Source organism: Hydrogenophaga sp., from assembly GCF_018780075.1.
Taxonomy (GTDB): Bacteria; Pseudomonadota; Gammaproteobacteria; order Burkholderiales; family Burkholderiaceae_C; genus Hydrogenophaga.
Map to the genome: position 1 here is coordinate 17,571 of NZ_JADMKB010000046.1, position 25,030 is coordinate 42,600.

The window sequence follows — 25,030 nt, forward strand, 5'->3', positions numbered from 1 at the left end:
CCCGGAGCCGGGACTACGGCGCAGGCGGCCCGATCAGGCCGCTGGTTTGGCCAGCTTGCCGGCCAGCTGCTCAGATGCCCAGCCAAACGCCGCGCCCACGGCGATGGACAGGATGGTCGGCAGGATCGCGGCCGTGGGCGTCATGTCCTTGCCCAGCAAAATCAGGCCGGCGATCGAAGCGAAGCCGTACACGCTGGACGGAATGGTTGAAAGGATCGGCAGGTGCGCGGCCAGCACGATCACCGCCGCGCCAATGCCCACGGCCACCGGTGCGGCCAGGCTGCCGAGCGCGCCCAGCGACCCGATCAGCATCACCGAGCCCATGCCCACCAGCGCGCCAAACGACATGCAGACCACGGTTTTGACCAGGCCATCGGTCTTGCCCCCGTTGTGGAAGAAGCTGGCCCAGGCCACGAAGGCCTGCCACACCTGCATCTGAAACGCGGCCAGCGGCCCGAAAAACAGCCAGGTGGCGGCGACGGCCAGCAGGCCGATGGAAATGGCCAATGCAAACAGCAAACTCATGAATGTCTCCTCGTTGGTGGAATGTCAAACAAACGTCCCACCCCAACGGGGCGGGACGCCACCCACGAGTCAACTTTCGTGCCACGGCGGTCCCATTTGTCTCAATGTGAGAGCGCCGCTGATTTGATTGAATATTCGCCGTGTTCAGTCCAGCGCCATGCCGCACTGCACCATGTACCAAAGCCGGTGCCGTGCCACAACGGCTGTGCGCGAAAGGAACAGTCCGGGTGGAACAAAGGGTGCCCGACCGCCCCATTCACGCCTCACTTCACCGTGATGGTGATGCGCTCGCTCATCACCACCGGGTGGTGCGGGATGTGGTTCTGGTCGCCCAGCACGAGCTGCAGGGTGTGCTGACCGGGCTTGAGCTCCAGCGACACCTCGGTCTGGCCGGCGCCGAAGTGGCGGAAGTTGTCGTTGGCCGGCAGCGGCGCGTTGGCGTCCCACTCGGTCACGTTCACCAGCAGGTGGTGGTGGCCCGTGCCGGCCTTCTCGATGCCGGCGGGCGCCACGCCCATGCCGCTCAGGCCAAACACCACCTTCACCGGGCTGCTCACCGTCGCGCCGTTGCCCAGGTTGACGAAATACAGCTTCGCCGCGGCAGGTGCCTCGACCTTTTTGTAGCCCCCGGCCAGGGTGGGCGTGCTGGCCGTGACCTTGGCCGGCGCGGTGGCCGCCGCGTTGGGGTTCATGGCGGCATGCCGCATGCCTGCTTGGTCGTGCTGCATGCGGTGGCCGCAGCCCACGAGAGCGATGGCGGCGGCGGTGCTGGCGAGGGTGAGGCGGACGTGTGACAAGGGGCTCTCCTGAAGGGTTTGTTGGGCCGGTCAGCATAGGCTTTCCCGGCCGACGCGCAACCCATGGACCCAGGGGGAAAACCCGGGGGGTGGGGGTTCGATGGCGTCACACAAGCGACTCCCACGCCCCGATTTTCCTCAGGGTAAACGCGAGCAGGACTGGCACCTGCGGGCCGACCGGCGTACAACGGCGTGCGGAATTTCACACAAAAGACCCCCGCCCGGGCGGTTGACCTCAGGAGACTTCTCATGACGCCTTTCCTTGCTCGCCGGCTCACGGCGGTCCTGTCGGTGGTGCTCGCGCCGGTGGTGGCATTCGCCGACGGTGTGACCGTTCGTGACGATGACAGCGCCAGCCTGTTCCCGAGCAACCGCCACACGGTGGGCGATTTTTCCAACGCGACCTTCCGCCGCGTCAACCTGCCCAAGCCCGACTGTGCGGTGCGCGTGAGCGACTGCGAAGACATCGACGTGATCAACACGCTCGACGGTTTCTCCACGCAGCCGCGCATCACGGTGCCGTTCACCGGGGACATCGACCTCGCCTCGGTCAACAGCGACACCGTCTTCCTCTACAACCTGGGTGACACGCAGAGCCTGCGCGGTTTCGGCGACAAGGTGGGCATCAACCAGGTGCTCTGGGACCCGGCGAGCAAGACGCTGGTGTTCGAGCCGGACGAACTGCTCGCCGAGCGCTCGCGCTACGTGCTGGTGGTGACCAACGGCGTGCGCGACGCCAGCGGCCAACGGATCAAGCAGGGCGGTGACCACCACCGCGAAGCGCGCGACGCGGCCCGTGCGGTGCGCATCGGGCGCGGCCTCTCGGTGGTCGCCGCGTCGCTGTTCACCACGCAAAGCGCCACCAGCGACCTCGTGAAGATCATGCGGCAGATCAAGGCCAGCACCCCCGCACCGGCCAACTTCATGATCGGTTCGAACAGCACCGGTGCCGTGCGCGCGGTGTTCCCGGTGGCGGGCATCTCGGGCATGTTGTTCAACCGCCAGACCAGCACCGCCGCCGGCGGTTTTTCGCCGCAGGCGATCCCGCTGGGGGCGCTGCAGGTGGCGCCGGGCGCGGTGGGCCAGATCGCCTACGGCCAGTACAGCTCGCCCAACTACCAGGCCGCCGGGCAATACATCCCCGCCACGCCCACGCTGAGCGGGCGCCCGGTGCAACAGGGCACGCAGACCCTGGTGTTCCAGCTCTTCGTGCCCGCGGGTGACAAGCCCACCGGTGGCTGGCCGGTGGCGATCTTCGGCCACGGTTTCACCGACAGCATGTACGGCGCGCCGTGGACGGTGGCCTCGGTGTTCGCGTCGCGCGGCATCGCCACGCTGTCCATCAACGTGGTGGGCCACGCGGGTGGGGCGGCCGGCGCGCTCGCGGTCACCCAGGGCACGGGCCAGCCGGTGAGCGTGCCCGCGGGCGGGCGCGGCATCGACCAGGACGGCAACGGCCTCATCGACTCCACCGAAGGCGTGAACGCCGCCGCGCCGCGCACCATCATCAGCAGCCGCGACGGCCTGCGCCAGACCGTGGTCGACCTGATGCAGCTGGTGCGCCAGGTCGAGGTGGGCATGGACGTGGACGGCGACGGCAGCGCCGACCTCAACGCCCAACGCATCTACTACGCCGGCCAGTCCTTCGGCGGCATCTACGGCACCATGCTGCTGGGCGTGGAGCCCAACCTCAAGGCCGGCGTGCCCAACGTGCCCGGTGGCTCGATCACCGAGGTGGCGCGCCTGGGCGGCTTCCGCTTCCTCACCGCGGCGGTGCTCGCGACGCGCCAGCCCCAGTTGCTCAACCTGCCGCCCACGCCCGGCGTGCCGGTGCCGTTCAACCTGAACTTCAACGAAAACATGCCGCTGCGCAACCTGCCGGCGGTGGTGAACAACGTGCCGGGGGCGACCGCCATCGCGCAGGTGCTGGACCGTTTCGAGTGGGTGCAGCAGTCGGGCAACCCGGTGTCGTACGCGTCGCTGATCCGCCGGCAACCGCTGCCGGGCAGCGTGGCCAAGCCGGTGATCGTGCAGGTGGCCAAGGGCGACCAGACCGTGCCCAACCCGACCAGCACGGCCATCGTGCGCGCCGGTGGGCTGGAGGCGCACACCACCTACTTCCGCAACGACCTGGCCTACGCCGCCAACCCGGGCGTGGGCAAGAACCCGCACACCTTCCTCACCGGGCTCAGCAGCCCGGCGGGACCGGTCAACGCGGTGCTGGGCCAGACGCAGATCGCCGTGTTCTTCCAGAGCCACGGCGCGACCGTGATCGACCCCGACGGCCCGGGCACCCTGTACGAGGTGCCGATCACGCCGCCGCTGCCCGAGGGGCTGAATTTTATTCCTTGAATCCCCCCGCAGCGCTTCGCGCTACCCCCCAGGGGGCGGCACTGGCCGTCTGGCAAAGCCAGCCCGGCGGTGCCCTGGGCTTTGGGCTGCTTCACTCCTCAAGGTGGCGCTCCGGCGCCGTCATCAATGGGTACGGATGCGTTTGTGCGCTTTTCGCCTTTCGCTCATGCGCGAACCCAGACCAGCAGCAGGTTGTTCGCCGGCATGACGTGACGGGCTTGCAGGCGCAGGCCGGCGGCGCGGGCCTCGGCCTCCACATCTTCCCGCCGCCGCACACCCCAGTCGGCGTTCTCCGCGCGCAGGCTGGCGTCGAACCGTCGGTTGCCTTCGGACGTGGGCACGCCGTCTTCCAGGTAGGGGCCGTAGGTCACGAGGCGGCCGTCCGCCGCGAGGTGGCGCGCCGCGCCGCGCATCAGCCCGCCGCAGCAGGCCCAGGGCGCGATGTGCAGCATGTTGGCGCAGCAGATCAGGTCGAAGGGCGGTGTGCCGTCGGGCAGCCACGTGGCTTCCCTCACATCGATGCGCACCGGCGCCTGCACGTTGGACAGCCCGGCCGCTGCGACACGGGCGGTGATGGCGGGAAACAGGTCGTCGGACAGGTCGCTGGGTTGCCACCACCAGCCCGGCAGGTGCCGCGCGAACCACGTCACGTGTTGCCCGGTGCCCGAGGCGATTTCCAGTGCGCGCCCCGCCTCGGCGAGCAGGGGCTTGAGCGTGTCGAGGATGGGCTGGCGGTTGCGTTCGGCGGCAGGGCTGAAGGGCAGGTCGTCGAACAGCGGCGGCACTGCGGGGCCGGCCATCACAGCGACTGCTGGTAACGCGCCAGCATCTCCTGCTGCGTCTCGGCCACCACCTCGTCGCCACGGAACTCGCGGATCTGGTCGCGCATCATCTCGCCCATGCTCGGCAGCGTGGCGCGCTGAACGTGGTGCGCCGGGTCCCAGAGCGCCGAGCGCATGAAGGCCTTGGCGCAGTGCAGGTAGCAGGCCTGCACCGTCACGCGGATCACCAGTTTGGGCATCCGCTGCGGTTCGGCGGCGAGTGCGCGGTCGGCCTCGCGGGTCGAGATCAGCGCCCGACCGTTGACGCGCAGGGTCTCGTCCATGCCCGGCAGCATGAACAGCAGGCCCAGCGGGGCGCCCCCCTCGCCGTGGCTCACGATGTTCTCCAGCGTGTCCAGGCGGTTGTTGCCGGGGGCGTCGGGGATGAGCAGGGTGTGCGCGTCCACCGCCTTCACGAAACCCGGCGCCCCGCCGCGCGGAGAGGCGTCCATGGCCCCGCCGAAGGCGCCGCTGGCGATGACCACGAACGGCGACAGCGAGATCAGGCGCGTGGCGTGCGCGTCGAGTTGCGGCATCTCTTTCTTGGCCGAGCGTTCGCGGACCGGGTCGTGGAGCGCGCGCAGCGCGTCGAGGGACGTGATGTTCATGGTGTTGGGGGGCAAAAGGGCAAAGTCTGGCGAGAGTGTGCCGCGAAAGGCTGGCGCAGCGCATACATTCCCCGCATGACCCTCCCGTCTTTCAACCCGCCGCAGCCCCACGCCGACCACGCGGTGTCGCGCCTGCGCAGCTCGCGCCTGGCCGCGAGCAGCAAGCCCTATGTGGCGCGCGGCTCCGGCCTGGTGCGCTGCGCCGGCTGCCGCCTGATCGTGAGCCACTGCATCTGCGCCCTGCGTCCTTCGGTGCCCACGCGCGCGGGCGTGTGCCTGCTCATGGGCGACATCGAGGCGCTCAAGCCCAGCAACACCGGCTGGCTGATCGCCGACGTCGTGGCCGACACCTGGGCCTTCGGCTGGGCGCGCACCGCCGTCTCCCCGGAGCTGCTGACCCTGCTGGCCGACCCGCAGTGGCAGCCTTACGTGGTGTTCCCGGCGGAGTACGCCGAGGCGCAGCAGCGCGTGGTGACCGAGGTGCCCGCCGCCGCGCAGGGCCTGGATGGCAGCGTGGGCAAGCGACCGCTTTTCGTGCTGCTCGACGGCACCTGGTCCGAGGCGCGCAAGATGTTCCGCAAGAGCCCTTATCTCGACCGCCTGCCCGTGCTCAGCCTACACCCGGAGCAGGTGTCGAGCTACCGGCTGCGCCGCTCGACCCAGGAACACCATTTCTGCACCGCCGAAGTGGCCGCGCTGTGCCTCGCGCTCGCGGGCGAGACGCGGGCGGCCGAATCGCTGGTGGCGTGGTTCGACGTGTTCAGCGAGCGCTACCTCTGCATCCGCGAGCAGCTGCCGCTGAACCCCGAAAGCGGGGTGCACCAGCGGCTGGCGCAGCTGGCGGCGGCGCCCGTCAGTCCGGCGCCAGCAGGCGCAGCCGCGCCGTGAACTGCCCGTAGCAGTGGTTGGTGGCCCCGGCGGCGACGCCGATGTCGTCCGCTTCGATGGTCACCCGCAGGAAGACCCGGTTGCCTTCGATCACCCCGGCCCTGAATTCGTCGGTCACGTTGATCACGGGGTGGGTGGTGAAGGGCACCGAGAAGCGGTCGTTGCCGTCGTCCGTCAGCTCGCTGGTGGTGATCCAGGATCGCCCATAGCTCTCTGGCCCGGGCACCCAGCCACTGCGGGGAAAGCTCTTGATCTTGAAGCGGCAGGTGCTGCGCGTCGCGCCCGACCAGGTGCCCGTGACGCCGGTGGACAGCGGCCGCGCTTCGGTCACCTGGACCGGTGCCGCCGGGCGAAAGCTCAGGATGTCCAGCAGCGCCGTGGTCGCGTTGACCGGCATGCCGGCGTCCAGTGTGCCGATGAACATCATCACCCCCTGCACGTTGGCTGACTGCTGCCGGTTGCAGGCGATGGGGGGGGCGCCCGGGACGTACACCGTGCGGAAACCTGCCAGCACGCTGTTCGCTTCGTAGGGCGTTCGACCTGTGATCGTCAGCAGCGGCGTGGTGTTGAGGCCGCAGACCACCGCGCTTTGTTGTTCACCATGGCGCTCCATGGAGGTGTGGTGGGGCGAAAGGATCTCTTGCTCGCGGCAGCCGGCCAGCGCATAGGCCAGGCCCAGCAGGACCATCCAGCGGCAACAGGGTTTCATGGCAACTCCTTCGTGCGCGGGCAGCACGAAAAGGCCACCCCGGGTGCGAAGTTTGAGCCGTTGCTTCGGCCACCACATCCACCGTGGGGTGGATGTGGGCGCGCTTCAGGTGCCGCAGAAGGTGCGGTAACCGGCGCTCTGTTCGGCGCTGGCGGGCTGGGCAAACAGGGCATCGTTCGCCCGCTCTTCATACGGCCGCGTGATCACGCCGAGCAGCGCCTCGAACGGCGCCAGGTTGTCCGATTCCGTGGCGGCCTCCAGCGCGTGCTCGACCAGGTGGTTGCGCGGGATGTAGATCGGGTTGACGCTGTCCATGCGCTGCGCCACCTCGGCCGCCGGCGCCTCGCCCAGCCGGGCCTGCCAGCGCGTGAGCCAGGCCGCCAGGCCCTCGGCCTCGGCGCCGAACAGGGCCTGCAGGGGTTCGGGCTGGCCGCGCAACACGCCGGACAGGCGCCGGAAGCCGAGCGTGAAGTCCACCGCGTGGCGCTGCATCAGCGCGAGGAAGTCGTTGACGAGGTCGCGGTCAGCGTCGACATCGCCCGTCGCCGGCAAGCCGAGCTTGCCCCGCATGCCCGCGAGCCAGTGGTGCGAGAAGCGGTCGGGGAAGGTCTTGAGTACCGCCATGGCGCGCTCGGCGGCCCGGTCTTCGTCGGTGTCGATCAGCGGCAGCAGCGCCTCGGCCAGCCGGGTCAGGTTCCACTGCGCGATGCCCGGCTGCTTGCCGTAGGCGTAGCGGCCGTGCGCGTCGATGGAGCTGAACACCGTGTCGGGGTCGAAGGCCTCCATGAAGGCGCAGGGGCCGTAGTCGATGGTCTCGCCCGAGACCGTCATGTTGTCGGTGTTCATCACGCCATGGATGAAGCCCACGCCCATCCAGCGCGCGAGCAACACGGCCTGCCGCTCGCACACCGCGCGCAGCAATTCCAGGTAACGGTCTTCGTGTTCTGCGAGCGACGGGTCGTGCCGCGCGATCACGTGGTCGGCCAGCCGCCGCAGCCGATCGGTGTCTTGCCGCGCGGCGAAGAACTGGAAGGTGCCCACGCGGATGTGGCTGGCCGCCACGCGCGTGAGCAGTGCGCCGGGGAGTGGGCGCTCGCGGTACACCGCTTCGCCCGTGGCCACCGCCGCGAGCGTGCGCGTGGTGGGGATGCCGAGCGCGTGCATGGCCTCGCTGATCAGGTACTCGCGCAGCACCGGCCCCACGGCCGCCTTGCCGTCGCCGCCGCGCGAAAACGGCGTGCGCCCCGAGCCCTTGAACGCGATGTCGCGCCGCCGGCCCTGGGTGTCGATCACCTCGCCCAGCAGCAGCGCGCGGCCGTCGCCCAGCTGCGGCGAGAAGCCGCCGAACTGGTGGCCGGCGTAGGCCTGCGCGACGGGCTGTGCGCCCTCGGGCACCACGTTGCCCGAGAGCACGGCCAGCCCGGCTTCAGAGGCCAGCGCGTCGGGGTCCAGCCCCAGCTCCTGGGCCAGCGCCCGGTTCAGGCGCAGCAGGCGCGGCGCCGGTACCTTGGCGGGGTTCCAGGGCACCGACATGCCCTCCAGCCCGTTGGCATAGCTGTTGTCGAACTTGAATACCGGTGGGGTGCTGACGCTCACGCTCTCTCCAGGTGGGGAATCGATTCAGGCCCCCATTGTCCCGGGATCGGGTGGGCCTGTCGGGACAAGGCCTTTGCACCCGACACCGTTGCCTGGCGCCACGCCACCCAGGGCACCGCCGGGCCGGCTTTGCCGGACGGCCAGTGCCGCCCCCTTGAGGGGGTCGCGCGAAGCGCGGCGGGGGTGCTTCAAGTCATTCCGTGACCTCGGCCTCCACGAGTTGGGCCAGCAGCTGCATCGTCTGCTGCCAGCCGAGGTAACAGGCCTCGACGGGGATCATGGCCGGAATGCCTTGCTGCACCGCCGTGAACTCGGTGCCGCAGAACACGGCCTTGAGCGTGATGGTGGTGCTCATCTGGCCGGGCAGGTTGGGGTCATCGAAGGTGTCGGTGTGGACGATGCGTTCGTTGGGCACCAGTTCCAGGTACTCGCCGCCAAACGCGTGGCTCTGACCGTTGGAGAGGTTGGTGAACTGCATGCGGTAGCGGCCGCCCACGCGCGCGTCCATCTCCAGCACGCGGCCGGTGAAGCCGTGGGGCGGCAGGAACTTGGCCAGCGCGTCCGGGTCGAGGAAGGCGCGGTAGATGCGCTCGGGCGGTGCCGTGAGAACGCGGTGCAGGGTGACGGTGCCGGTGGTCATGGTGGTTCCTTTCGGGGAAGTGGAGACAGGAGTGTCGGCGAAGCGGTGCATGGGAAGGGGCTTCACCGGTACGACGTTTGGCCTGAGCAGAAATCGACACGGAAGGCGCAGCAGGTGCCCTCCTGGCCTTCACCGTGTCTCCCGCTGCGCCGTGACTGCCGACCCCCGGGTCCACCACCTTGGCAGCGCGGGCCGCTGTGCCTATCATCGATTCACGGACCGGCCGCCACGCGCGCCGACGGGCCGGCGGTGCAGGGGGTTCACGCTTGGAGCAGACGACATGAACGATGTTGACCAGCTACCTTCGATCAAGCAGGGCCAGTGGTTCTACGGGGGCCTCACCACCTGCCCTGTGCGCATCGTGCGCCACCACACCCTCTATGGCTCCGGCGACGCCGACGACCCGCCCGAGCTGTTCAGCGACCGGGCGGTGGAGTGTTACTACATCCGCTACCACGTGCCTGCGGCCGCCCAGCCCTGGCTGGACGGGGGCGCGGCCCTCTCGCTGCGCGAGGCCGTGTTCCTGGCCGAGCGCAAGCTCGGGCCGGTCGTCACCTGGGTGGACTGACGCAGTGGCTCGCGCTGCCTGACAAGGGGCTTTAGGCCTTCGGGGCTTCCACCAGCCGCACCTGGTGGCTGGCCGAGCCCTGCGCCCAGGCCACCAGGCGGTCGATGTTGGGGTGCTTGCCCGGGTGCGCGTGTGCGTCGGCCGTGTGCTCCGCGTACCACTGCAGCCCCAGCGCCGCCGCCTCGGGCGTGATCCGGCCGCCGTGCTGCGCGGCCAGCGCCGCGTACACCGCGAGCGAGCCGGTCTGGCCCGGCCTGTTTTCAATGGTGGCGACCACCTGGCCTTGCGCGTCGAGCAGCTGCAGGGCGGCGAGGTGGCTGGTGGCGGGGAGCTGTTTCAGGCGGTCGGCGAAGTTCATGGTGGTACGGTGTGGGTCGGAGCGGCCGGATCATGGCACGGCGGGCAAACCCTCTGCCCCTTGGCCCCTGATCCCGCGGGTGCTCCGGCCCATGTCCATCTGACCACCCACCCATGAAGCGTTCCATGACCACGCCCACCACCACCTACCCCATCGGCACCCCCGGCCAGGCCTGGGGCCCCGCCGAAGTCAGCGCCTGGCGCGCGCAGCTGGTGCGCCAGCGCAGCTACGCCGACGACGTGCTGACCGTGTTCGAGCGGCTGCGGGCGCGCTTCGAGGTCTTGCCCTACGGCGAGGTCGCGCACGGGAGCGATGTGTACCCGCTCTTCGCCCTGCAGAGCCTTGAATGGCAACCCGGCCTGCCGGGCGTGCTGGTGACGGGCGGTGTGCACGGCTACGAGACCAGCGGTGTGCACGGCGCGCTGCGCTTCCTCGACCAGCACGCCGAGGCCTATGCCGGCCGGGTGAACCTGCTGGTGGCGCCCTGCGTGAGCCCCTGGGCCTACGAGCGCATCCACCGCTGGAACTTCGACGCCATCGATCCGAACCGCTCGTTCAAGGCAGGCAGCCAGGTGCCGGAGTCCGCCGCGCTGATGCGGCTGGTGGCGCCCTTGCTGGGGCAGTTCGCCGTGCACATCGACCTGCACGAAACCACCGACACCGACGCGTCGGAGTTCAGCCCGGCGAAGGCGGCGCGCGACGGGGTGCCCCACACGCCCGTGCACATCCCGGACGGTTTCTACCTCGTGGACGACACCGAGAACCCGCAGCCCGAGTTCCAGCAAGCCATCATCGTGGCGGTGGAGCGCGTCACGCACATCGCGCCGTCCGACGCCCAGGGCGGCCTCATCGGCGCGCCCCTGTCCGGCCGCGGCGTGATCCGCTACCCGCTGAAGTCGCTCGGCCTGTGCGCCAGCCTCACGGGCGCCCGCTACACCACGACCACCGAGGTCTACCCCGACAGCCCGCGGGCGACGCCCGAGCAGTGCAACACCGCGCAGGCCACGGCGGTGTGCGCGGCCATCGACTTCGTGCTCGCGCAACCCTGAGGTTGTCCCTGCAGCGGGTGTCGCACCGCTGCGGCGGCCCGCTGCTCGCCGGCGGTCAGGCGCTGCCCACCGAGGTCGATCGCGTCGGCGGCTTCTGCCAGCGGATGACGGGCTGCCGCGCGTCGGGCGTGTCGTTCTTGCGGGGCGCGTGCTTCTGAATCACGATGCGCGACGCGCCCTGGATGCGGAACACCAGGCCCTGCGTGGACGCCAGCTCGATGCGGTCGCTGCCGAAGCCCTTCTCCTGCACGTCCACGTAGCGCGTTTCCAGCTGCCTGATGCGCTTGGCGATCTCGTCGTTGAAGGCGACCTCGATCTCGCCCGTCGCCGCCCCGATGGTGTTCTGCAGCGTGTAGCGCGTGGGCTCCAGCAGCGTGACCGCAAACAGGTCGCCGTCGTCCAGTCGCCTGCTGTCGAACACGGGCTTGCCGTCGGCGTTGTGCACGACCACCGAATAGCCTTGGCCCGACGACGCGTGGAACAGCACGTGGCCCTGGGGCGACACCGTGCCCATGCTCGGCACCGCGCCCTTGCAGCCACAGGCCTCGGGCTGCTGCCGCCCCGGATGGGCCGCCAGCGCCAGGTCGATGTCGTGCTGCATGACCGTCGAGGTGGCGTCCACGTCGAACCCGAGCTCGGCGACCGGCCGACCGTGCGACATCACCACCACCCGGTGGCGGCCAACGGTGCCGAACTGGTGGATCACCATCGCCAGCACGCCCAGCGCGCCGCTGTCGTGTGTCGATGTGTGGAAGAGTTGTTGGTTCAGTCTGGCTTGCATGTCATCACCCCACGTTTCCTTCAAGGACCATTTCGACGTCGTTGTTGAACACCTTCAGGTCGCGGATCGGGACCTTCACGGGGATCAGCATCGTTGGATTGCCCGGGTTCGGGTTGGCCGCCGCTTCCAGCATGGGGAAGGGGTCTTCGATCTGGTGCAGCGGCGACTGGTTGGCGAGGTAGTCGGCCACCATCTGCAGGGCAAAGTCCAGCAGGCCGAAGCTCACGTTCAGCAGGTCGGAGATCCACTCCTGGATGTCGTCGGCGATGTCGAGGATGGCCCGGATCAGATCGATGACCGGACCGAGGATCGCCCGGACGATGGCCCGCGCCCAGCCGGGCAGGAAGCCCAGCAGGTTGTCGATGGCGGCGTCCACCGCGTTCTCCAGCAGGTCGCCCACGATGTCGGCGATGTCGAAGATGTCCACGTCGAGGAACTGCGGGTCCACGAAGAGCTGCCAGTGGTTCGCCAGCGAGGGGCTGGCGTCCTGCGCGTCCCAGTCGTTCATGCCGGCGGGCCGCGCCGGGTCGGTGGCGTACTTGGTGAGCAGCGAGCCGGTGACCGAGATCTCGGAGGTGATCAGCCCGCCCAGGGGTAGCGTGAAGCTGATGTCCGGGTTGGCGCTGAACGCGCAGATCCGGGGCGCGCGCACCAGGCAACCACCGAAGGGGTTGGGGATGATGCAGAAACCACCGACGCAGATTTCGGGGATGTTGAGCCCCAGCGAGAGGTCCAGCTGGTCCCACTTGATGTCCAGCTCCTTGACCTGGACCGTGTTGTCGGCCCGCAGGTCGATGGTGCCGCCTTCGAGGTGGGCGTCCACCGCGTAGGACGCGCTGAACGGGCCGAAGCTGGCGCTGTCGGAGTGCGTCAGCCGGAAGTTGTCGCGCAGCGTGTCGAACAGCGCCTTGAATGTGGCCTCCGAGGCCGCGATGGTCAGGTGTGCCATGTCAGTTCACCTCCGCTTTGATGAAGACCTTCAGCTGATCGTCTTCGATGGCCGGGTTGTTCGGCACGCTGGCCGAGACCGGCACCGCCGACAGCGTCACGTTGGTGGGTTGCGGGAACAGGTCGGTGGCGCCCTGGGTGAGGTTGAGCGGCGCATGCTCCAGGAGGATGCGCAGGCCCGGCAGCACCACCAGCCGCATCAGCAGACCGAGGTAACACTCCAGGCTGTTCTCCAGGCCTTTGGGCTCGATGTCCACGATCTCGAAGCCGTCCATGAACGGTTCGAGGTAGGGCTTGCCGTGGTGGGTGGCGATGCGCACGCCGCCGTGCACGTAGGCCTCCAGGCAGAAGCAGTGGAGCTGCCGCGTGGGCAGCGCCACGATGGGGGTGTCGCGCGGCGGGTCCTTGCCCTCGGTGGGCCGGCCCGGCAGCTTGGGCGGCGGAACCAGCCGGTCGAGCAGGTCTTTGTCCGGGCAGCCGATGCCGCCGCAGAGGCCCACCTTGATCGCCAGCCGCTGGGCCTGCAGCGGCGGGTTGAGCTCCGGCGGCAGTGCAAACCCTTTGCCCGGGTGGAAGTCGATCTGCAGGTCGACCAGCTGCACCGCGAAGTTGACGCCGAAGTTCGTGCCCGGGATGGGCAGCGGGTCGGCGATGGTGACCTGCGGGTTGTTGCGCAAGGCCACGATCGGGTGCGCGTCGATCTCCTTGCACAGGAGACGCGGGTTGTTGGCCACGTCTGCCGTGGCGTGGTTGAAGAGCGAAGGTCTTTGTCGCCGGACATGACCGAGGATGCGGTTGAAGCCCTCTTCATGGAAGGACGCGAAGATGTCGCAGTTGTCTGTGAAAGCCATCTGATCACCCCTGGAGAACGGGTGGGGGAGGGAACCGGAGCGATGGCTCCAGCCACTTCCCTGACCCTCGCGCCGAACCCCGGCGCGGGACGGGTCACGGCCTGTCGTGGCCCGGGTGTCAGGTGTAGGTCAATGCCCCGTCGGGTGGTATCCCTTGCGAGAGGGATGGCGTCCCTCGCATGGGTGAGTCGCCTGCAACAGGGTGTGTCGGCGCCAACACGTTGCGCCGCTGGCTCAGCCCGTCCGCAGCGCCGCCAGCCCCAGGTGCCGGTACACGTGCGCGGCGCCGTGGCGGTAGGTGATCTCGGTTTCCAGCGTGGCGCCCATGCGCCGCGCCACGGCCTGCGAGGCCGGGTTGTGGACCGACACCACGCTCACCGCCGTGGTCCAGCCGAAGTCTTCGTAGGCCGCCCGCAGCGCGCGGCGCGCGCCCTCGGTGGCGTAGCCCTGGCCGTGTGCGCCCGGCACCAGGGCCCAGGTGATCTCGGGCTCGGCCCAGCCCTCGGGGTACCACAGGCTCGAGAGGCCGACATAGGTGCCGCTGGCCTTGTCTTCCAGCGCCCAGGGCCCGTAGCCGCGCAGCAGCCAGTGGCCCGAATACACCGCGAACTTGCGCCAGGCGTCCTCGCGCCCGCACGGGCCGCCGTAGTAGGCCGACACCGGGTCGGCAAAGAACGCCGCCATGGGCTCGAAGTCCGACTGGCGGAACGGGCGCAGGATCAGGCGCTCGGATTCGAGGGTGGGGATGGGGGAGCGGGTGGGGGAGGGCATGGCCGCGATCCTACCCATCCACCTCCACCGCCTCCACCTCGATCACCCCCTCGAACAGGTCGATGGCCGTGGCCGCGACCTGCGCGGTGTCGTAGTAAGCGTAGGCCCCCACGCCGACCGCGCCCACGATCGGCACCCAGCGCGCCACGCCCTTGCCCAGGACGCGTTGCGCCACCTTGGCGCCGATGCGCCGCGTGATCGCGCGGATCAGCAGCGGCGAGGCGCGCCGCACCAGCGTGCGCTGGCCCACGCGCACCACCAGGTCGCGCACGCCCAGGGCCGCGGTGTGCTGGAACAGGCAATACACCACCTGCTCGGGTGTCAGCGTGGGCTGCTTGCCGTACAGCGCGGCGATGTCGGCCACCAGCTGTTTCTGGATCTTCCAGACCCCCACCATCTCGGGGAGGATGGTCAGCCAGCCCAGCGGCCCCGGTGGCAGCGCCATCGCCCCGGCCGCCAGCGCCGCTTTCGCCGCCGCGGCGTTCGCCTTCTTGCGCGCATCGTCCGCGGGCGTCTGGCTGATGCGCTCTTTCGAGGCGGGCACCCTGCCCGCGAGCGACAGGATCGCCTGGCCGATCAGGTGCGAGCCCGAGGCATCGGGGACCTCGGTTTCGATGGCGGGTTTCTTGCGGGTGGCCATGACAACTCCTTGGGGTGAGGTGAGGCGCTCACGGGACGACCCTCCGTGCTGCGCACTGCGGGGCTGAGCGCCTTCGGTGCGGCCGGGTGGCGCCCAGCGCGCGCCAGCCTGCGCAGCATATCCTTGCGAATCCGACAGAGGCCACCGCATGGACACCCACACCCGCTTCCCCCGGCCCCGTGTGCTGCTCACGGGCTTCGACGCCTTCGGCGGCGCCACCCTCAACCCCAGCTGGCTCGCCGTGCAGGCGCTGCGTGGCCGGCAGGTGCGGGGCCACACCGTGGTGGCGGCGCAGCTGCCCACGGTGTTTGGCGCTTCGCAGCAGGTGCTGGACGTCTTGCTGGCGAAGCACCGGCCGGCGCTGGTGGTCTGCGTGGGGCAGGCCGGTGGCCGCAGCTCGATCTCGCTGGAGCGCGTGGCCATCAACGTGGACGACGCGCCCATCCCCGACAACGCCGGCGCCCGGCCGATCGACACGCCCGTGGTGCCCGGCGCGCCCGCCGCCCACTTCAGCACCCTGCCCATCAAGGCCATGCTGGGCGCGCTGCAGCGCGAAGGCCTGCCCGCCGAGGTGTCGCTCAGCGCGGGCAGCTTCGTCTGCAACCACGTGTTCTACGGCCTCATGCACGCCATCGCCACCCGGCCCGAGCTGCGCCACACGCGCGGCGGCTTCGTGCACGTGCCCTGGCTGCCCGAGCAGGGCACGCCCAGCCTGCCGCTGGCCGACGTGGTGCGCGGCCTGCGGGTGGCCTTGCGCTGCGCGCTGGCCGAGCCCGGACCGTCTCAGAAGTAGAGCGCCACCACCTCGTTCACCGCGTCGTCCATCAGCACCGGCAGCGCCAGCACCGACCGGGCGCCGGACGCCTGAAGGGCCGTCGCATCGGCCGGGGTGCCCGGTGTGGGCAACAAGGTGCTGGCCTGCGCCACGCCGGTGCGCCAGGCGGTGCCCACGGCCCCCAGCGCCTCAAGCTTGTGCACGGTGCCCGCGCCGGCCGGCAGTTCGCCGGCGGATTCGCAGAAGCCCGAGCTGCGCACCAAGCCGTCGGTCAGGCCAGGCGGCTGTGTCCAGACCTCCACCCGAAGCGCAATGGGCGTGCTGGGCGCCGACAGCAGCGCCAGCACCCAGGACGACGCGCCCTGCACGCTGCAGGGCACCGCCAGCGCCCGGTCGATGCCCAGGGCAAGCGCCGCTTCCTTGCGCAAAAACCGCTTGGAGCGGGCGATGTCGGCGATGCACACCGTCTCGCCCTTCTGCCAGGCCAGGCCCGGTGCGCCGGCGCCGCGGGGCAGCCAGCCTTCGCGGGTCAGCGCCTCCAGCTCGGAGGCCTGGGCACTGGCGCCGAAGTACCCGTCCACCAGCGCCATGTCGGACGAGATGCGCCCGTCGTTGCGCCACAGTTCCACCGTGCCGACCGACGACGCGGCGCCCCCCATCAGCAGCACCACCACGCACAGCAGCGCATCGCCCCGGAACACCGGGCAGGCGACGGCGCAGGTCAGGTCGATCGCATTGGCGGCCGCCGCCCGCTTGAAATAGCTGCCCGAGAGCTCGCGCATCATCAGCGGGTGACCCACCTCCCAGGCCCGGCCAGGCAGGCCCTCGCCGCGCGCAAAGAGCATCTGCCGCGTGATCGCCTCGAAGGCCGCGGCCCCCGGAAACAAGCCACTCGACAGCTCCAGCGAGGCACCGTCTTCGGTGGGCGTCCAGACCTCGGCAATGCGGATGAAGGTGTTCATGCCCAGCCTCAAGCAAATCGCACGCCAACCGACCCGCCAGCGACCGCGGGCCGCGCTGCAGGCGGCTCACGGCTGTTTCGGAAAGAAACACACGACCCGTCGCCTGCGGGCGCTTAATGGGGCATCGCCACGCTCGGGGCATCGGCCGAGCCGATCCCGGGCCCTTCCACAAGGAGACCCCTCATGATGAAGACCACCCCTTCCGCCCCCCGCCTGGCCGCCGCCCTGGGCCTGCTGCTCCTGCTGGCGCCGCTGGCCCACGCGGCACCGGCCATGGACCGCGCCGCCATCGACGAGCAATACCAGCGCGACCGCAGCGCCTGCGCGGGCAAGCAGGACCCTTCATCGCGCGAGGCCTGCCTGCGCGAAGCCGGCGCCGTGCGCCAGGACGCGCTGCGCGGCAAGATCGGCGACAACACCACGCCGGACGACTGGCGCCGCAACGCCCTGGCGCGCTGCCAGTCTCACCAGGACGCATTCGACCGCTCTCAGTGCGAGCGCCGGATGATGGGCGAAGGCCAGGCCCAGGGCAGCGTCGAGGGCGGCGGCCTGTTGCGCGAGATCACCACCACCATCGAGCCGGCGGCGCCGGGCCCGGTCACGGCCCCGAAGTGAGCGCCGGCCGGGGCCGGCTGCTGCGGGGTGGGCTTCTGCCTTGACCCGGGGTCAGGCCTGCCAGACCCCGAACCCCGCCGAGCGCAGGTCGATGCCGATCTCCACCTCGCGCGCTTGCGCGTCCTTGTAGCGCATCGGGTTGAAACCCTCGTACAGATCGGGCAGCAGGCGCAGGCCGTACTTCTGCGCGTAGGCGTTCGCCTGAATCCCCGCCTTGTGTTTGTCGAACCGCAGGTCCGGGTCCAGCCCGGTCATGCCCACGTACACGCAGGGCTTGCCGTCGATGTACCCGGGGTTGCACCTGCGGAACCGGGGTTCCCGCAGCACGTCCGGGTGCAGCTCGATCACGTAGACGTGGTGGTGGGGGCGGGGCATGCTGGCGTCGCGCGGTGGTTGACCGGATTGTCACCCTGCTGGTGGACGCTGGTTGGATAAGGCCCGAACTGCGCCGCCTTTGTGGGGCTCTTGTGCGCTTCGGCGAAGGGCTTCGGCCCCTACCCTTTGTGGACCCGAGACTGGAGCACTCCCCACATGACCCCCGCGTTGCACAACATCGAAGATCGCACCCACCTCACCGGCAACAACCAGTTTGAGTTGCTGTTGTTCCGCCTCGGCGAAGCGCCGGGCACCGACCGCCGCGAACTGTATGGCATCAACGTCTTCAAGGTGCGCGAGATGATGGTCATGCCCACCATCACCGCCATCGCGAACGCACCGGCCCACGTGATGGGCGTTGCCAACATCCGCGGGCAGATCATCCCGGTGATCAACCTGTCTGCGGTGGTGGGCTGTGTGCCCCAGAGCGGCCACACCATCCTGATGGTGACCGAGTTCGCCCGGACCACCCAGGCCTTTGCCGTGGAAGAAGTGGACCAGATCGTGCGGCTGGACTGGAGCAACGTCCTGGCCGCCGAAGGCAATGGCGCGGGCCTGGTGACCAGCATCGCCAAGCTCGACGGCGACACCGAAAAGGGCCGCCTCGTCCAGGTGCTGGACGTGGAGCAGATCCTGCGCAACGTCATGCCCACCACGCAGGAAGCCATCACCCCGGCGTCGGTGGGGGCGGCGGTGAACCTGCCCCAAGGCGCCATCATCCTCGCGGCCGACGATTCGCCGGTGGCGCGCATGATGATCGAGCAAGGGCTGAACGCCATGGGCGCCCCCTTCGTCATGACCAAGACCGGTCAGGAAGCGTGGGAGCGGCTGCAAGCCTTTGAAGATGAAGCCCACGCCGAAGGCAAGACGGCGCGCGACAAAGTGGCGCTGGTGCTGACCGATCTGGAAATGCCGGTGATGGACGGCTTCACGCTCACGCGCAACATCAAGAACGACCAGCGTTTCAAGTCGATCCCGGTGGTGATCCATTCGTCCCTGACGGGCACCGCCAACGAGGCGCACGTGAGCTCCGTGGGCGCCGATGCCTACGTGGCCAAATTCGTGGCGTCCGAACTGGCCGCCACCATCCGGCAGGTGTTGGCGCACTGACCTCGCGCGCCACGCAGCGCTGATCTCACGCCGGCTTCAACAGTTTTCGCAGCGAGCGAATTTTTTGCCAGAGCACCGCCTTGGGCAAGGTCATGGCCATGGCCTGCATGCAGCGCTCCAGCCAGCCTGGCCGTTCTTGCAGGCGGTCGATGGCTTTGGCCAGATCGCGCGCCACAGCGGGGCCGTAGGCCTGCTCGGCCTTCGCCAGCGCCCTGCGCAGCAGGGGCAAGCCCAGGCCCATCATGGCCAGGTCGATCACGTCGCGGCTGAACACGCCGTCGTCCGCCTGCCGGTCTGAATTGGCCAGCAGCTTGGACGCCGCCAGATCGAGCGGCGTGAGCATGCTGATGCCGCACACCACATCGCTCTTGGCAGGCGCCTCCAGCGTCATGCGTGCCTCCAGAACAATTTCGAACTTGATGGCCTGGCCGTCCATCTGCACCACCGTGCGCAGGCCGTATTGATCGGCGCGCACCTCGCGCAACATGGTCAGCGGCTGAGCCCCCGACCGAACCAGGGCGTTGAGCCCCTCGGCGCCTGTGAGCAACTGGCGCAGCTCACGGTAGCCCGCAGCGTCGGACACCAGGAAATCGATGTCCACAGATTCCCGGTACTCGCCGTAGCGCAGGGCGATGCAGGTGCCGCCGCCAAACAGACAGCCGTGCTGACGCAACACGTCGCCGTCCAGCGCGGCCAGCACATGCGCAATGCGCTGGTGGTGCGGCCGCTCAAACATCGGGTTTGCCCGTTCCTGCTGCGCCACCGCCCAGACCCGTGCGCAGCGCCTGCAGCAGCGCCCGCTCGGCGGGCAGCATGGCCGCGGTGTCCAGATGGCGCGCATTGCGTTCGTAAATGCCCAGGGCCTCCAGGGGCGAGAGCGTGTCGGTGCCGTGCACCTGCCAGGCCAGGGCCTTCAACTGCGGGTGGTCGGCGAGCCGCACACGCACTGGAATCCACTCGGCCAGATCCGCCGGGCTGGCGTGCACACTGGCAGGCTCGGCGTCTTCAGCGTTGCGGGCCTGCAGCGTCATGCCTAGCGCCGCCATGGCATTGGCCCAGGCGCCGCCCGCCACAGAGGGTTCGCCCTTCTCGATGCGGTGCAGCGTCACCCGCGACATGCCCGCCGCCTCCGCCGCCGCCGTGCTGCTCACCCGCAGGGCCTTGCGGCGCGCGCGAAGCTGCTCGCCCAGGGCGCGGAGCTGGGCGGCGCTTTGGTCGAGCGGAAGGGGTGGTTTGGCTGGCATGTGTTTCTCATTCTGATCAAAAATGATGGTTTGTCAAGTTTGAGAAACACTTATATATGCAACCTCACCCTGCTCTCATCACCAGCGTCCGCTTGCAGCGAGGGTAGTTCACGCACCCCCAGAAGCGCGAACCGTCCTTGCGCGATTCGCGTTCGGTCATCTTCACGCCGCAGCTGGCGCAGGTGGGCTTCCAGTATTCCCCTTCGTAGGCCACCTCCAGCAGGCGGGCCTGCTGTTCTGGCGTGCGCTGGGCGATCAGCTTGAGCAGGCCGGTGCCGTCCTGCGCGTTGATGCCGTTGACCTTGGCGAACTCCAGCGCATCCGCCGTGTAGCGGGACGTGGTCGCGTAGGTGCCGCGCTTCAGGCCCTTGGACACCATCACACCCAGGAACTCGCGCATCTCCTTCACGCCCACGGGCTTGCCTTGCCAGTGCTTGCACTGCACCACTGCAACAGGCCCGCTGGCGTTCTTCGAGTGCAGCCAGATGTCCACCCCGCCGTCAGCGCCGTGCGACTGGCTGCGTGTCTCGAAACCGGCCTGCGCGAACAGCGCTTCGACCACGGCCTCGAAACGGCGCCATTCGATCGCTGACAGCACGTCTTTGCTCCAGGCGCTGTGCTCCACAGGCGGATCGCTGGAGAGCAGTGACGGCTCCTTGCGCGCCTGGGCAGCCACTGGCGCAGGCCCTGACGACGGCGTTGGGGTCGAACCGCGTGCCTGCAGTGATCGGATCAGCGCATGAATCGCCAACAGCACCGCGCCCAGCCCCATCGCGAACAAGGCGGGCGTCTTCACGCCCTGGGCCACGATGTTCAGTATGGGGTTGCTGGTCGGCATGATCGACGCCACCCACAGCCCAGCGCCCAGCACCAGAAGCGTGAGCCCCTTCTCCAGAAACGGTTCCGAACGGCGTTTGCGTGAATTCCTGCCGGGTTGTTGTCGGCGGCCCATTGATATCCTCCCCGCATCAGTCTGGCCCGCATGATGCCGCAGCCTGGAACAGGGAGGAGAAGATGAACATCCAAGGGCGTGCGAACCCGCACGCTGCTGCTTCGGCCCGATGGGCCATCGTTCTGATGACTGGCTTGACGGCCAGCGCGGTCGCGCAAGCGCAGGCTGTCTACCGCTGCGAAACCCATGGCCGCATCGGCTATTCCCACGAGCCGTGCGTTGGCGCCAAGGTCATCGACACCACGCCCACGCAAGGGCTGGACAAGTCAACCGGCGCCAGCCGCAAAGGGCGCGATGTGCAGCGCGAAGAAATCAAACGATCACTGAACGAAGCCATGCGCCCGCTGACCGGCATGTCTCACGAACAGACCAAGGTGTTCGAGCGGCGCTTCAAATTGCCGGCCAGTGCGCAGGCTGAATGCAAGCTGCTGGATATGCGGCTTCCTGATCAGGAGCAGATGGTGCGAAACAGCGCACAAGCTGCGAGGGCCGAGGCGGAGGTGCAGTTGTTCCTGAGTCGGCGGCGGTTTCGCGAGCTGGGTTGCTGAGAATCTGGCGCCGAATGTGAAAAACATTCATAAGCGAAAAAGCCCATGGAAGCGGTCGCATCCCGAATCAACAGCAGGCTCACCAAATGGAACGCTGAGCGGGGCTTTGGCTTCGTGGTGGCCGACCATGGCGATCAGGAACTCTTCGTGCATGTGTCCGCTTTCCCACGCGACGAGCGGCCACCCGCCATCGGCGAGCCGCTGTCGTTTGAGATGGAGCTGGACAAGGAAGGCCGCAAACGGGCGGTGAGGGTGCGCCGGCCGGGAGCCCCGGAACCCAGGGCGCCTCGACGTCAACCACACGATCAGGTTCGGCACCAGGCCAGCCGAACGCCCGAGCGCACCGAATCAAACTCGTTTGGCAGGCGCTTCGTGGCGTTGTTGATGGTCGCTGGCCTGGGTTGGTATGGCTACACCCGGTACACCGAGCGGGCCGAAGTGACAGCGGCGGAACCCCAGAGCGTGATGAGCAGCCCGGCGCAAACCGCCGCGCCCGAAATCAGACAGCCAGCGTTTCAGTGCGATGGCCGCAAGCACTGCTCGCAAATGAGCTCATGCAGCGAAGCCAAGCAGTTTCTGAACAACTGCACTGGCATGGAAATGGACGGGGATGGTGATGGCATTCCGTGCGAGCAGCAGTTGTGCACGGGGCCTTTTGGCGGGTGAAGGCGGGCTAAAGTCGAATCCCGGTGCTTCGCTGCCGAATCAGGGGCCAAATGCAGATGGCTCGCTCAAGGGCAAAAGGCAAGACCTGACCCAGATGCCTTCGCCACGCACTCCTGGCTAAGTCAACTGACCTTTCATGCTCTGAAGTTTGAGGAATGATGAAGTTCGTCTAACTTCATCTTCTGCAAACTGTCGCAATGCAACTGTTGTGCGATTTGCATCTGGAGCCCCTTTTTTTGAGCTTATCGCCTCTAGCTGAGAAAAGAGTGATTCAAAATTCTCGTAGAGATGCTGTTCCTGGGTGTCAATTCGTTCCCTCAAGATATCATTCTTAAACATAGAATAGTAGTGCTCAATGTACCAAGAATAGGTATCCCACATAGCGTCCGGGGTAATGGCTTGCAACTTAAGATATATGCCTAGCTCTTCCATGTATTCGGTTATGAACTGTCCAATGCTATCGAAGGAGTGTTCACTCTTTAAGTACCGATCACATACTGCATGCCTTGCTCGGAGCATCGAGTCTTCGTTCCATCTTTGATGAATTGCTTCAAGGGTTTGGACTATATGTGTGGATGTTTGTAGGCGTATCTGACGAAGTATCAACGCAAGAGTTATTAGTAAGCCTGCAGCCTGGATTGCGGCCCAAAACCAATCTTCTGTCAGCAACTTCATATGTCACCTGTATTTAATTTTGTGGCGAGAGGTAAGATCAGATTCCGTTGCTCCCTACGCTCACTTCGGCTGTATTCTATTGATTGCACTCTTATCGGTTAAAAATCAGAATTGATTTTTATGCCAACGAATTTTGACAAAATCCTAAGTCTTTCTCGAATAGAGCTCGCGTCATTTGTGCCTTGTTGTGACATGCGGTCAAATTCCAGGAGCTCGAAGTTGGCTTTGGTTATGTCTAACTCGGCAAGTACTCTGTTTCCTTTGCGGTCTTCATTGAATTTTACTAACTTCTGTCGTGAGATCAATTCAAGGTTGCCTTGAGACTGAGCTTCTCTGAATAAAAGATAATAAACAGGAATAACCGCTTGCGCTGCCAGCAGGATATCCTTACTGGTAAACACTTTTGCCATTGCTTCGGTGATGATTGTCACGGTGCCTAGCAAATTTGAAACTTCCCGTTTCTTTCCCGTTTTGTAAACTTTGACCATGTCATCTAAGAAGGGCTTCTTTGTATCCACGAGCCTATTTGAATTAACCGATGACTCTACGAAAAGAAGTCGTGCGGCTACTTCTCTGTGGCGATAGCGGACGTTTGAGAAGCGAACTTTCTTCGCAAATAGCGAACTTTCAGAGAGTTCTACTATTGCCTTGGCCATTTCGCCGCCTATGGCATTTCGTTTTTCGGCAGCATTGAGTGGAACCGCCTCGTTTAATCGGGAGAACATCTCCTCGATCAACTCTAGGTCATCTGTTTCAACTACTGTGATCGGCAGTGTGAATGCGTCAAATCGTTGTTTGATGCGTGGAAGTTTTTTGGCAAGATCCTCGTATGTAAGTCCGCCGGCCTCAATCGAGTCATCGGATATATACTCGAAATCGTTAGCTAGCGGAAATTCGCCGTCCATGAAGCCGAAGATTGCCTCTAATCGTTGACGACCATCAATTACTGCATACTGCTTGCGCTTTTTTTTTGCGGCTTCCCGATCAAGTTTGTGAAAATATAGTTTTGGAATATCGTATCTATTGATGATGGAGTCGATCAATAGCTGCTTTTTTTCTAGTGGCCACACATCACCTTGGCGCTGGTAATCAGGATCAACCCAAATCAGATCTTTTTCAACGTATATGCTAAGTACGGCGCTGTGTGGTAGCTCGTGGTGATCAATGTAGCTCACGTGAGGGACTCCTTAATTAGATCTCCGGCACTAGACAACTCTGGAAATAGTTGAAATTTATTTACTCCCAGGAGCTTAAGTTCGCCGAAGATGGTCTTTTTTGCCGCTGGCGAGATTGTGAACTTTGTGACGTGAGAGCCTGTGCCTATATTTTCGATTGATGTGGCTGTGCGATGGCTAATTGTAAAAACTCCAAGTTGCGCTTGGATTCGGGTGTTGTTTCTCGTGGCTATTGCGGCCATTGGAATAACTCCTTCGAAATTATTTGCTTCAATACTCTCGGTTGAGTAGTTGTCTAGTAGTTGATCATCAAAGGAGGGGATGAACTTCGCTTCCTTTGTGTTGGAGGTTGCTAGCTTATTTAACTCTAGTGGCTTAAGTAGCCATAGAGCCCCTTGTTTGTTTGGTGTGGAGGTTACTGCGAAATACAGGCCGAAAAGCGGACTTTCGGACCAATCCAACAACCGGGTTGGTGCTCCATAGTGCTGCATATAAAAAAGCCACTCAAATTTGTGCGGCTCTCTTGTATTAACAAGCAGTGATGCATTTTGCTTGAATTTGTTTATGAGAACGGACTCGGGTGGCGGATTTTTGTATCTTTGGTATCCAGGTAGGAGTTTCCAAGACGCGTCGGCATGACCGCGAAACCAAGCTGGATCTCGTTGCTTTAACTCTGGCTTCAGTTTGTCAATTAGTTCGCCGATTGAATTGATCGCATACTTCTTGTAAGTCACCAAGTTCTCCCTGTGTTTCTGCGGTTTTCCAGGGAAGCTACTTCCCCCAACTATCCTTCAACCCCGTAACCCGGTTAAACACCGGCTTCACCCCTGCCACGTGGTCCACCCGATCCGCCACAAAGTACCCAAACCGCTCGAACTGGAATTTCTGGTCCGGCTGCGCGGCGGCCAGTGACGGCTCCACGTAAGCGGTCACCACCTTGAGGCTGTTGGGGTTCAGGGCTTCGATGAAGTCTTTACCGCCGGCGTCGGGGTTGGGGTCGCTGAACAGGCGGTCGTACAGGCGCACTTCGG

The 25,030-nt window shown here is 66.3% G+C and carries 30 protein-coding genes and 1 pseudogene; 9 read left to right on the plus strand and 22 right to left on the minus strand.

Annotated elements, in window-relative coordinates; all coding sequences use genetic code 11:
• Positions 1-33: 33 nt before the first annotated feature.
• Complete coding sequence (locus IV088_RS10585) at positions 34-525, minus strand: DUF1097 domain-containing protein (RefSeq protein ID WP_291101634.1); 492 nt, start codon at positions 523-525, stop codon at positions 34-36.
• A gap of 263 nt (positions 526-788) precedes the next feature.
• Entirely contained in the window at positions 789-1,322 is a 534-nt protein-coding gene (locus IV088_RS10590; protein ID WP_291101636.1) for a DUF4399 domain-containing protein, read from the minus strand.
• Between the two features lie 249 nt (positions 1,323-1,571).
• On the opposite strand from IV088_RS10590, the gene IV088_RS10595 reads away from it, so the two are divergent.
• Positions 1,572-3,674, plus strand: coding sequence for an Ig-like domain-containing protein (locus IV088_RS10595; protein WP_291101637.1), 2,103 nt, complete (start codon positions 1,572-1,574; stop codon positions 3,672-3,674).
• Between the two features lie 164 nt (positions 3,675-3,838).
• Here the strand turns inward: IV088_RS10595 and IV088_RS10600 are convergent, their stop codons facing one another.
• The gene (locus tag IV088_RS10600) at positions 3,839-4,474 is read right to left on the minus strand and encodes a DUF938 domain-containing protein (RefSeq protein ID WP_291101639.1); all 636 of its coding nucleotides are present in this window, start codon (positions 4,472-4,474) and stop codon (positions 3,839-3,841) included.
• On the minus strand, positions 4,474-5,103 hold the full coding sequence (locus tag IV088_RS10605) for an MSMEG_1061 family FMN-dependent PPOX-type flavoprotein (RefSeq protein WP_291101640.1): 630 nt from the start codon (positions 5,101-5,103) through the stop codon (positions 4,474-4,476). Before IV088_RS10605 ends, IV088_RS10600 begins: the two co-directional genes overlap by 1 nt.
• 75 nt (positions 5,104-5,178) lie before the next feature.
• On the opposite strand from IV088_RS10605, the gene IV088_RS10610 reads away from it, so the two are divergent.
• A complete protein-coding gene (locus tag IV088_RS10610; RefSeq protein WP_291101641.1) occupies positions 5,179-5,991 on the plus strand; it encodes a tRNA-uridine aminocarboxypropyltransferase in 813 nt (270 codons plus the stop codon).
• On the opposite strand, the gene IV088_RS10615 is transcribed toward IV088_RS10610, so the two are convergent.
• The 3 genes from IV088_RS10615 to IV088_RS10625 all read right to left on the minus strand — a co-directional run bounded on the left by IV088_RS10615 (position 5,957) and on the right by IV088_RS10625 (position 8,936).
• Positions 5,957-6,700, minus strand: coding sequence for a hypothetical protein (locus IV088_RS10615; RefSeq protein ID WP_291101642.1), 744 nt, complete (start codon positions 6,698-6,700; stop codon positions 5,957-5,959). The two genes, IV088_RS10610 and IV088_RS10615, sit on opposite strands and share 35 nt — an antisense overlap.
• A 105-nt stretch (positions 6,701-6,805) precedes the next feature.
• Positions 6,806-8,296 carry a YdiU family protein gene (locus IV088_RS10620; protein ID WP_291101643.1) on the minus strand — a complete coding sequence of 497 codons (1,491 nt, stop codon included), beginning with the start codon at positions 8,294-8,296 and terminating at the stop codon, positions 6,806-6,808.
• A 193-nt stretch (positions 8,297-8,489) separates the two neighbouring features.
• Positions 8,490-8,936, minus strand: coding sequence for an SRPBCC family protein (locus IV088_RS10625; protein ID WP_291101644.1), 447 nt, complete (start codon positions 8,934-8,936; stop codon positions 8,490-8,492).
• 280 nt (positions 8,937-9,216) lie between these two features.
• On the opposite strand from IV088_RS10625, the gene IV088_RS10630 reads away from it, so the two are divergent.
• Positions 9,217-9,504, plus strand: coding sequence for a hypothetical protein (locus IV088_RS10630; RefSeq protein WP_291101645.1), 288 nt, complete (start codon positions 9,217-9,219; stop codon positions 9,502-9,504).
• A gap of 31 nt (positions 9,505-9,535) precedes the next feature.
• On the opposite strand, the gene IV088_RS10635 is transcribed toward IV088_RS10630, so the two are convergent.
• Positions 9,536-9,862 (minus strand): DUF2322 family protein, encoded by a 327-nt coding sequence (locus IV088_RS10635; RefSeq protein WP_291101646.1) that lies wholly within the window; start codon positions 9,860-9,862, stop codon positions 9,536-9,538.
• Between the two features lie 125 nt (positions 9,863-9,987).
• On the opposite strand from IV088_RS10635, the gene IV088_RS10640 reads away from it, so the two are divergent.
• Positions 9,988-10,911, plus strand: a complete 924-nt coding sequence (locus IV088_RS10640; RefSeq protein WP_291101647.1) for a M14 family metallocarboxypeptidase — start codon at positions 9,988-9,990, stop codon at positions 10,909-10,911.
• A 55-nt stretch (positions 10,912-10,966) separates the two neighbouring features.
• Here IV088_RS10640 and IV088_RS10645 read toward each other — a convergent pair whose 3' ends face one another.
• The 5 genes from IV088_RS10645 to IV088_RS10665 all read right to left on the minus strand — a co-directional run bounded on the left by IV088_RS10645 (position 10,967) and on the right by IV088_RS10665 (position 14,902).
• Complete coding sequence (locus IV088_RS10645) at positions 10,967-11,692, minus strand: hypothetical protein (RefSeq protein WP_291101648.1); 726 nt, start codon at positions 11,690-11,692, stop codon at positions 10,967-10,969.
• A 4-nt stretch (positions 11,693-11,696) separates the two neighbouring features.
• Positions 11,697-12,641, minus strand: a complete 945-nt coding sequence (locus IV088_RS10650) for a hypothetical protein (protein WP_291101649.1) — start codon at positions 12,639-12,641, stop codon at positions 11,697-11,699.
• 1 nt (position 12,642) lies between these two features.
• Complete coding sequence (locus tag IV088_RS10655; protein WP_291101650.1) at positions 12,643-13,491, minus strand: hypothetical protein; 849 nt, start codon at positions 13,489-13,491, stop codon at positions 12,643-12,645.
• Between the two features lie 234 nt (positions 13,492-13,725).
• Positions 13,726-14,262, minus strand: coding sequence for a GNAT family N-acetyltransferase (locus IV088_RS10660; protein WP_291101651.1), 537 nt, complete (start codon positions 14,260-14,262; stop codon positions 13,726-13,728).
• A gap of 10 nt (positions 14,263-14,272) precedes the next feature.
• Complete coding sequence (locus tag IV088_RS10665; RefSeq protein ID WP_291101652.1) at positions 14,273-14,902, minus strand: hypothetical protein; 630 nt, start codon at positions 14,900-14,902, stop codon at positions 14,273-14,275.
• Positions 14,903-15,050: 148 nt separating this feature from the next.
• Here IV088_RS10665 and pcp point away from each other — a divergent pair, with 148 nt between their 5' ends.
• Positions 15,051-15,695 carry a pyroglutamyl-peptidase I gene (pcp, locus tag IV088_RS10670; RefSeq protein WP_291101653.1) on the plus strand — a complete coding sequence of 215 codons (645 nt, stop codon included), beginning with the start codon at positions 15,051-15,053 and terminating at the stop codon, positions 15,693-15,695.
• On the opposite strand, the gene IV088_RS10675 is transcribed toward pcp, so the two are convergent.
• Positions 15,686-16,639, minus strand: coding sequence for a hypothetical protein (locus tag IV088_RS10675; RefSeq protein WP_291101654.1), 954 nt, complete (start codon positions 16,637-16,639; stop codon positions 15,686-15,688). The genes pcp and IV088_RS10675 overlap by 10 nt on opposite strands.
• A gap of 183 nt (positions 16,640-16,822) precedes the next feature.
• Between IV088_RS10675 and IV088_RS10680 the strand changes: the two genes are divergently transcribed.
• On the plus strand, positions 16,823-17,254 hold the full coding sequence (locus IV088_RS10680) for a hypothetical protein (protein ID WP_291101656.1): 432 nt from the start codon (positions 16,823-16,825) through the stop codon (positions 17,252-17,254).
• A 51-nt stretch (positions 17,255-17,305) separates the two neighbouring features.
• Here IV088_RS10680 and IV088_RS10685 read toward each other — a convergent pair whose 3' ends face one another.
• Positions 17,306-17,629 carry a hypothetical protein gene (locus IV088_RS10685; protein ID WP_291101658.1) on the minus strand — a complete coding sequence of 108 codons (324 nt, stop codon included), beginning with the start codon at positions 17,627-17,629 and terminating at the stop codon, positions 17,306-17,308.
• Between the two features lie 156 nt (positions 17,630-17,785).
• Between IV088_RS10685 and IV088_RS10690 the strand changes: the two genes are divergently transcribed.
• A complete protein-coding gene (locus tag IV088_RS10690) occupies positions 17,786-18,739 on the plus strand; it encodes a chemotaxis protein (RefSeq protein WP_291101660.1) in 954 nt (317 codons plus the stop codon).
• 25 nt (positions 18,740-18,764) lie between these two features.
• Here IV088_RS10690 and IV088_RS10695 read toward each other — a convergent pair whose 3' ends face one another.
• From IV088_RS10695 to IV088_RS10705, 3 genes are all read right to left on the minus strand, one after another.
• Complete coding sequence (locus tag IV088_RS10695) at positions 18,765-19,475, minus strand: nucleotidyl transferase AbiEii/AbiGii toxin family protein (protein WP_291101662.1); 711 nt, start codon at positions 19,473-19,475, stop codon at positions 18,765-18,767.
• On the minus strand, positions 19,468-19,983 hold the full coding sequence (locus IV088_RS10700; RefSeq protein WP_291101664.1) for a helix-turn-helix transcriptional regulator: 516 nt from the start codon (positions 19,981-19,983) through the stop codon (positions 19,468-19,470). The genes IV088_RS10695 and IV088_RS10700 overlap by 8 nt, the downstream gene beginning before the upstream one ends.
• 64 nt (positions 19,984-20,047) lie before the next feature.
• Entirely contained in the window at positions 20,048-20,821 is a 774-nt protein-coding gene (locus IV088_RS10705; protein ID WP_291101666.1) for a restriction endonuclease, read from the minus strand.
• Between the two features lie 176 nt (positions 20,822-20,997).
• Between IV088_RS10705 and IV088_RS10710 the strand changes: the two genes are divergently transcribed.
• Together IV088_RS10710 and IV088_RS10715 are read left to right on the plus strand one after the other, a co-directional pair.
• Positions 20,998-21,483 carry a DUF4124 domain-containing protein gene (locus tag IV088_RS10710; RefSeq protein WP_291101668.1) on the plus strand — a complete coding sequence of 162 codons (486 nt, stop codon included), beginning with the start codon at positions 20,998-21,000 and terminating at the stop codon, positions 21,481-21,483.
• Between the two features lie 45 nt (positions 21,484-21,528).
• On the plus strand, positions 21,529-22,149 hold the full coding sequence (locus tag IV088_RS10715; protein WP_291101670.1) for an excalibur calcium-binding domain-containing protein: 621 nt from the start codon (positions 21,529-21,531) through the stop codon (positions 22,147-22,149).
• Positions 22,150-22,266: 117 nt separating this feature from the next.
• Here IV088_RS10715 and IV088_RS10720 read toward each other — a convergent pair whose 3' ends face one another.
• From IV088_RS10720 to IV088_RS10735, 4 genes and pseudogenes are all read right to left on the minus strand, one after another.
• The gene (locus IV088_RS10720; protein ID WP_291101672.1) at positions 22,267-22,581 is read right to left on the minus strand and encodes a hypothetical protein; all 315 of its coding nucleotides are present in this window, start codon (positions 22,579-22,581) and stop codon (positions 22,267-22,269) included.
• 341 nt (positions 22,582-22,922) lie between these two features.
• On the minus strand, positions 22,923-23,999 hold the full coding sequence (locus tag IV088_RS10725) for a DUF262 domain-containing protein (RefSeq protein ID WP_291101674.1): 1,077 nt from the start codon (positions 23,997-23,999) through the stop codon (positions 22,923-22,925).
• A complete protein-coding gene (locus IV088_RS10730; protein ID WP_291101676.1) occupies positions 23,996-24,733 on the minus strand; it encodes an FRG domain-containing protein in 738 nt (245 codons plus the stop codon). The genes IV088_RS10725 and IV088_RS10730 overlap by 4 nt, the downstream gene beginning before the upstream one ends.
• 37 nt (positions 24,734-24,770) lie before the next feature.
• Positions 24,771-25,030, minus strand: a pseudogene (locus IV088_RS10735) (glutamine--tRNA ligase); the annotation flags it as partial.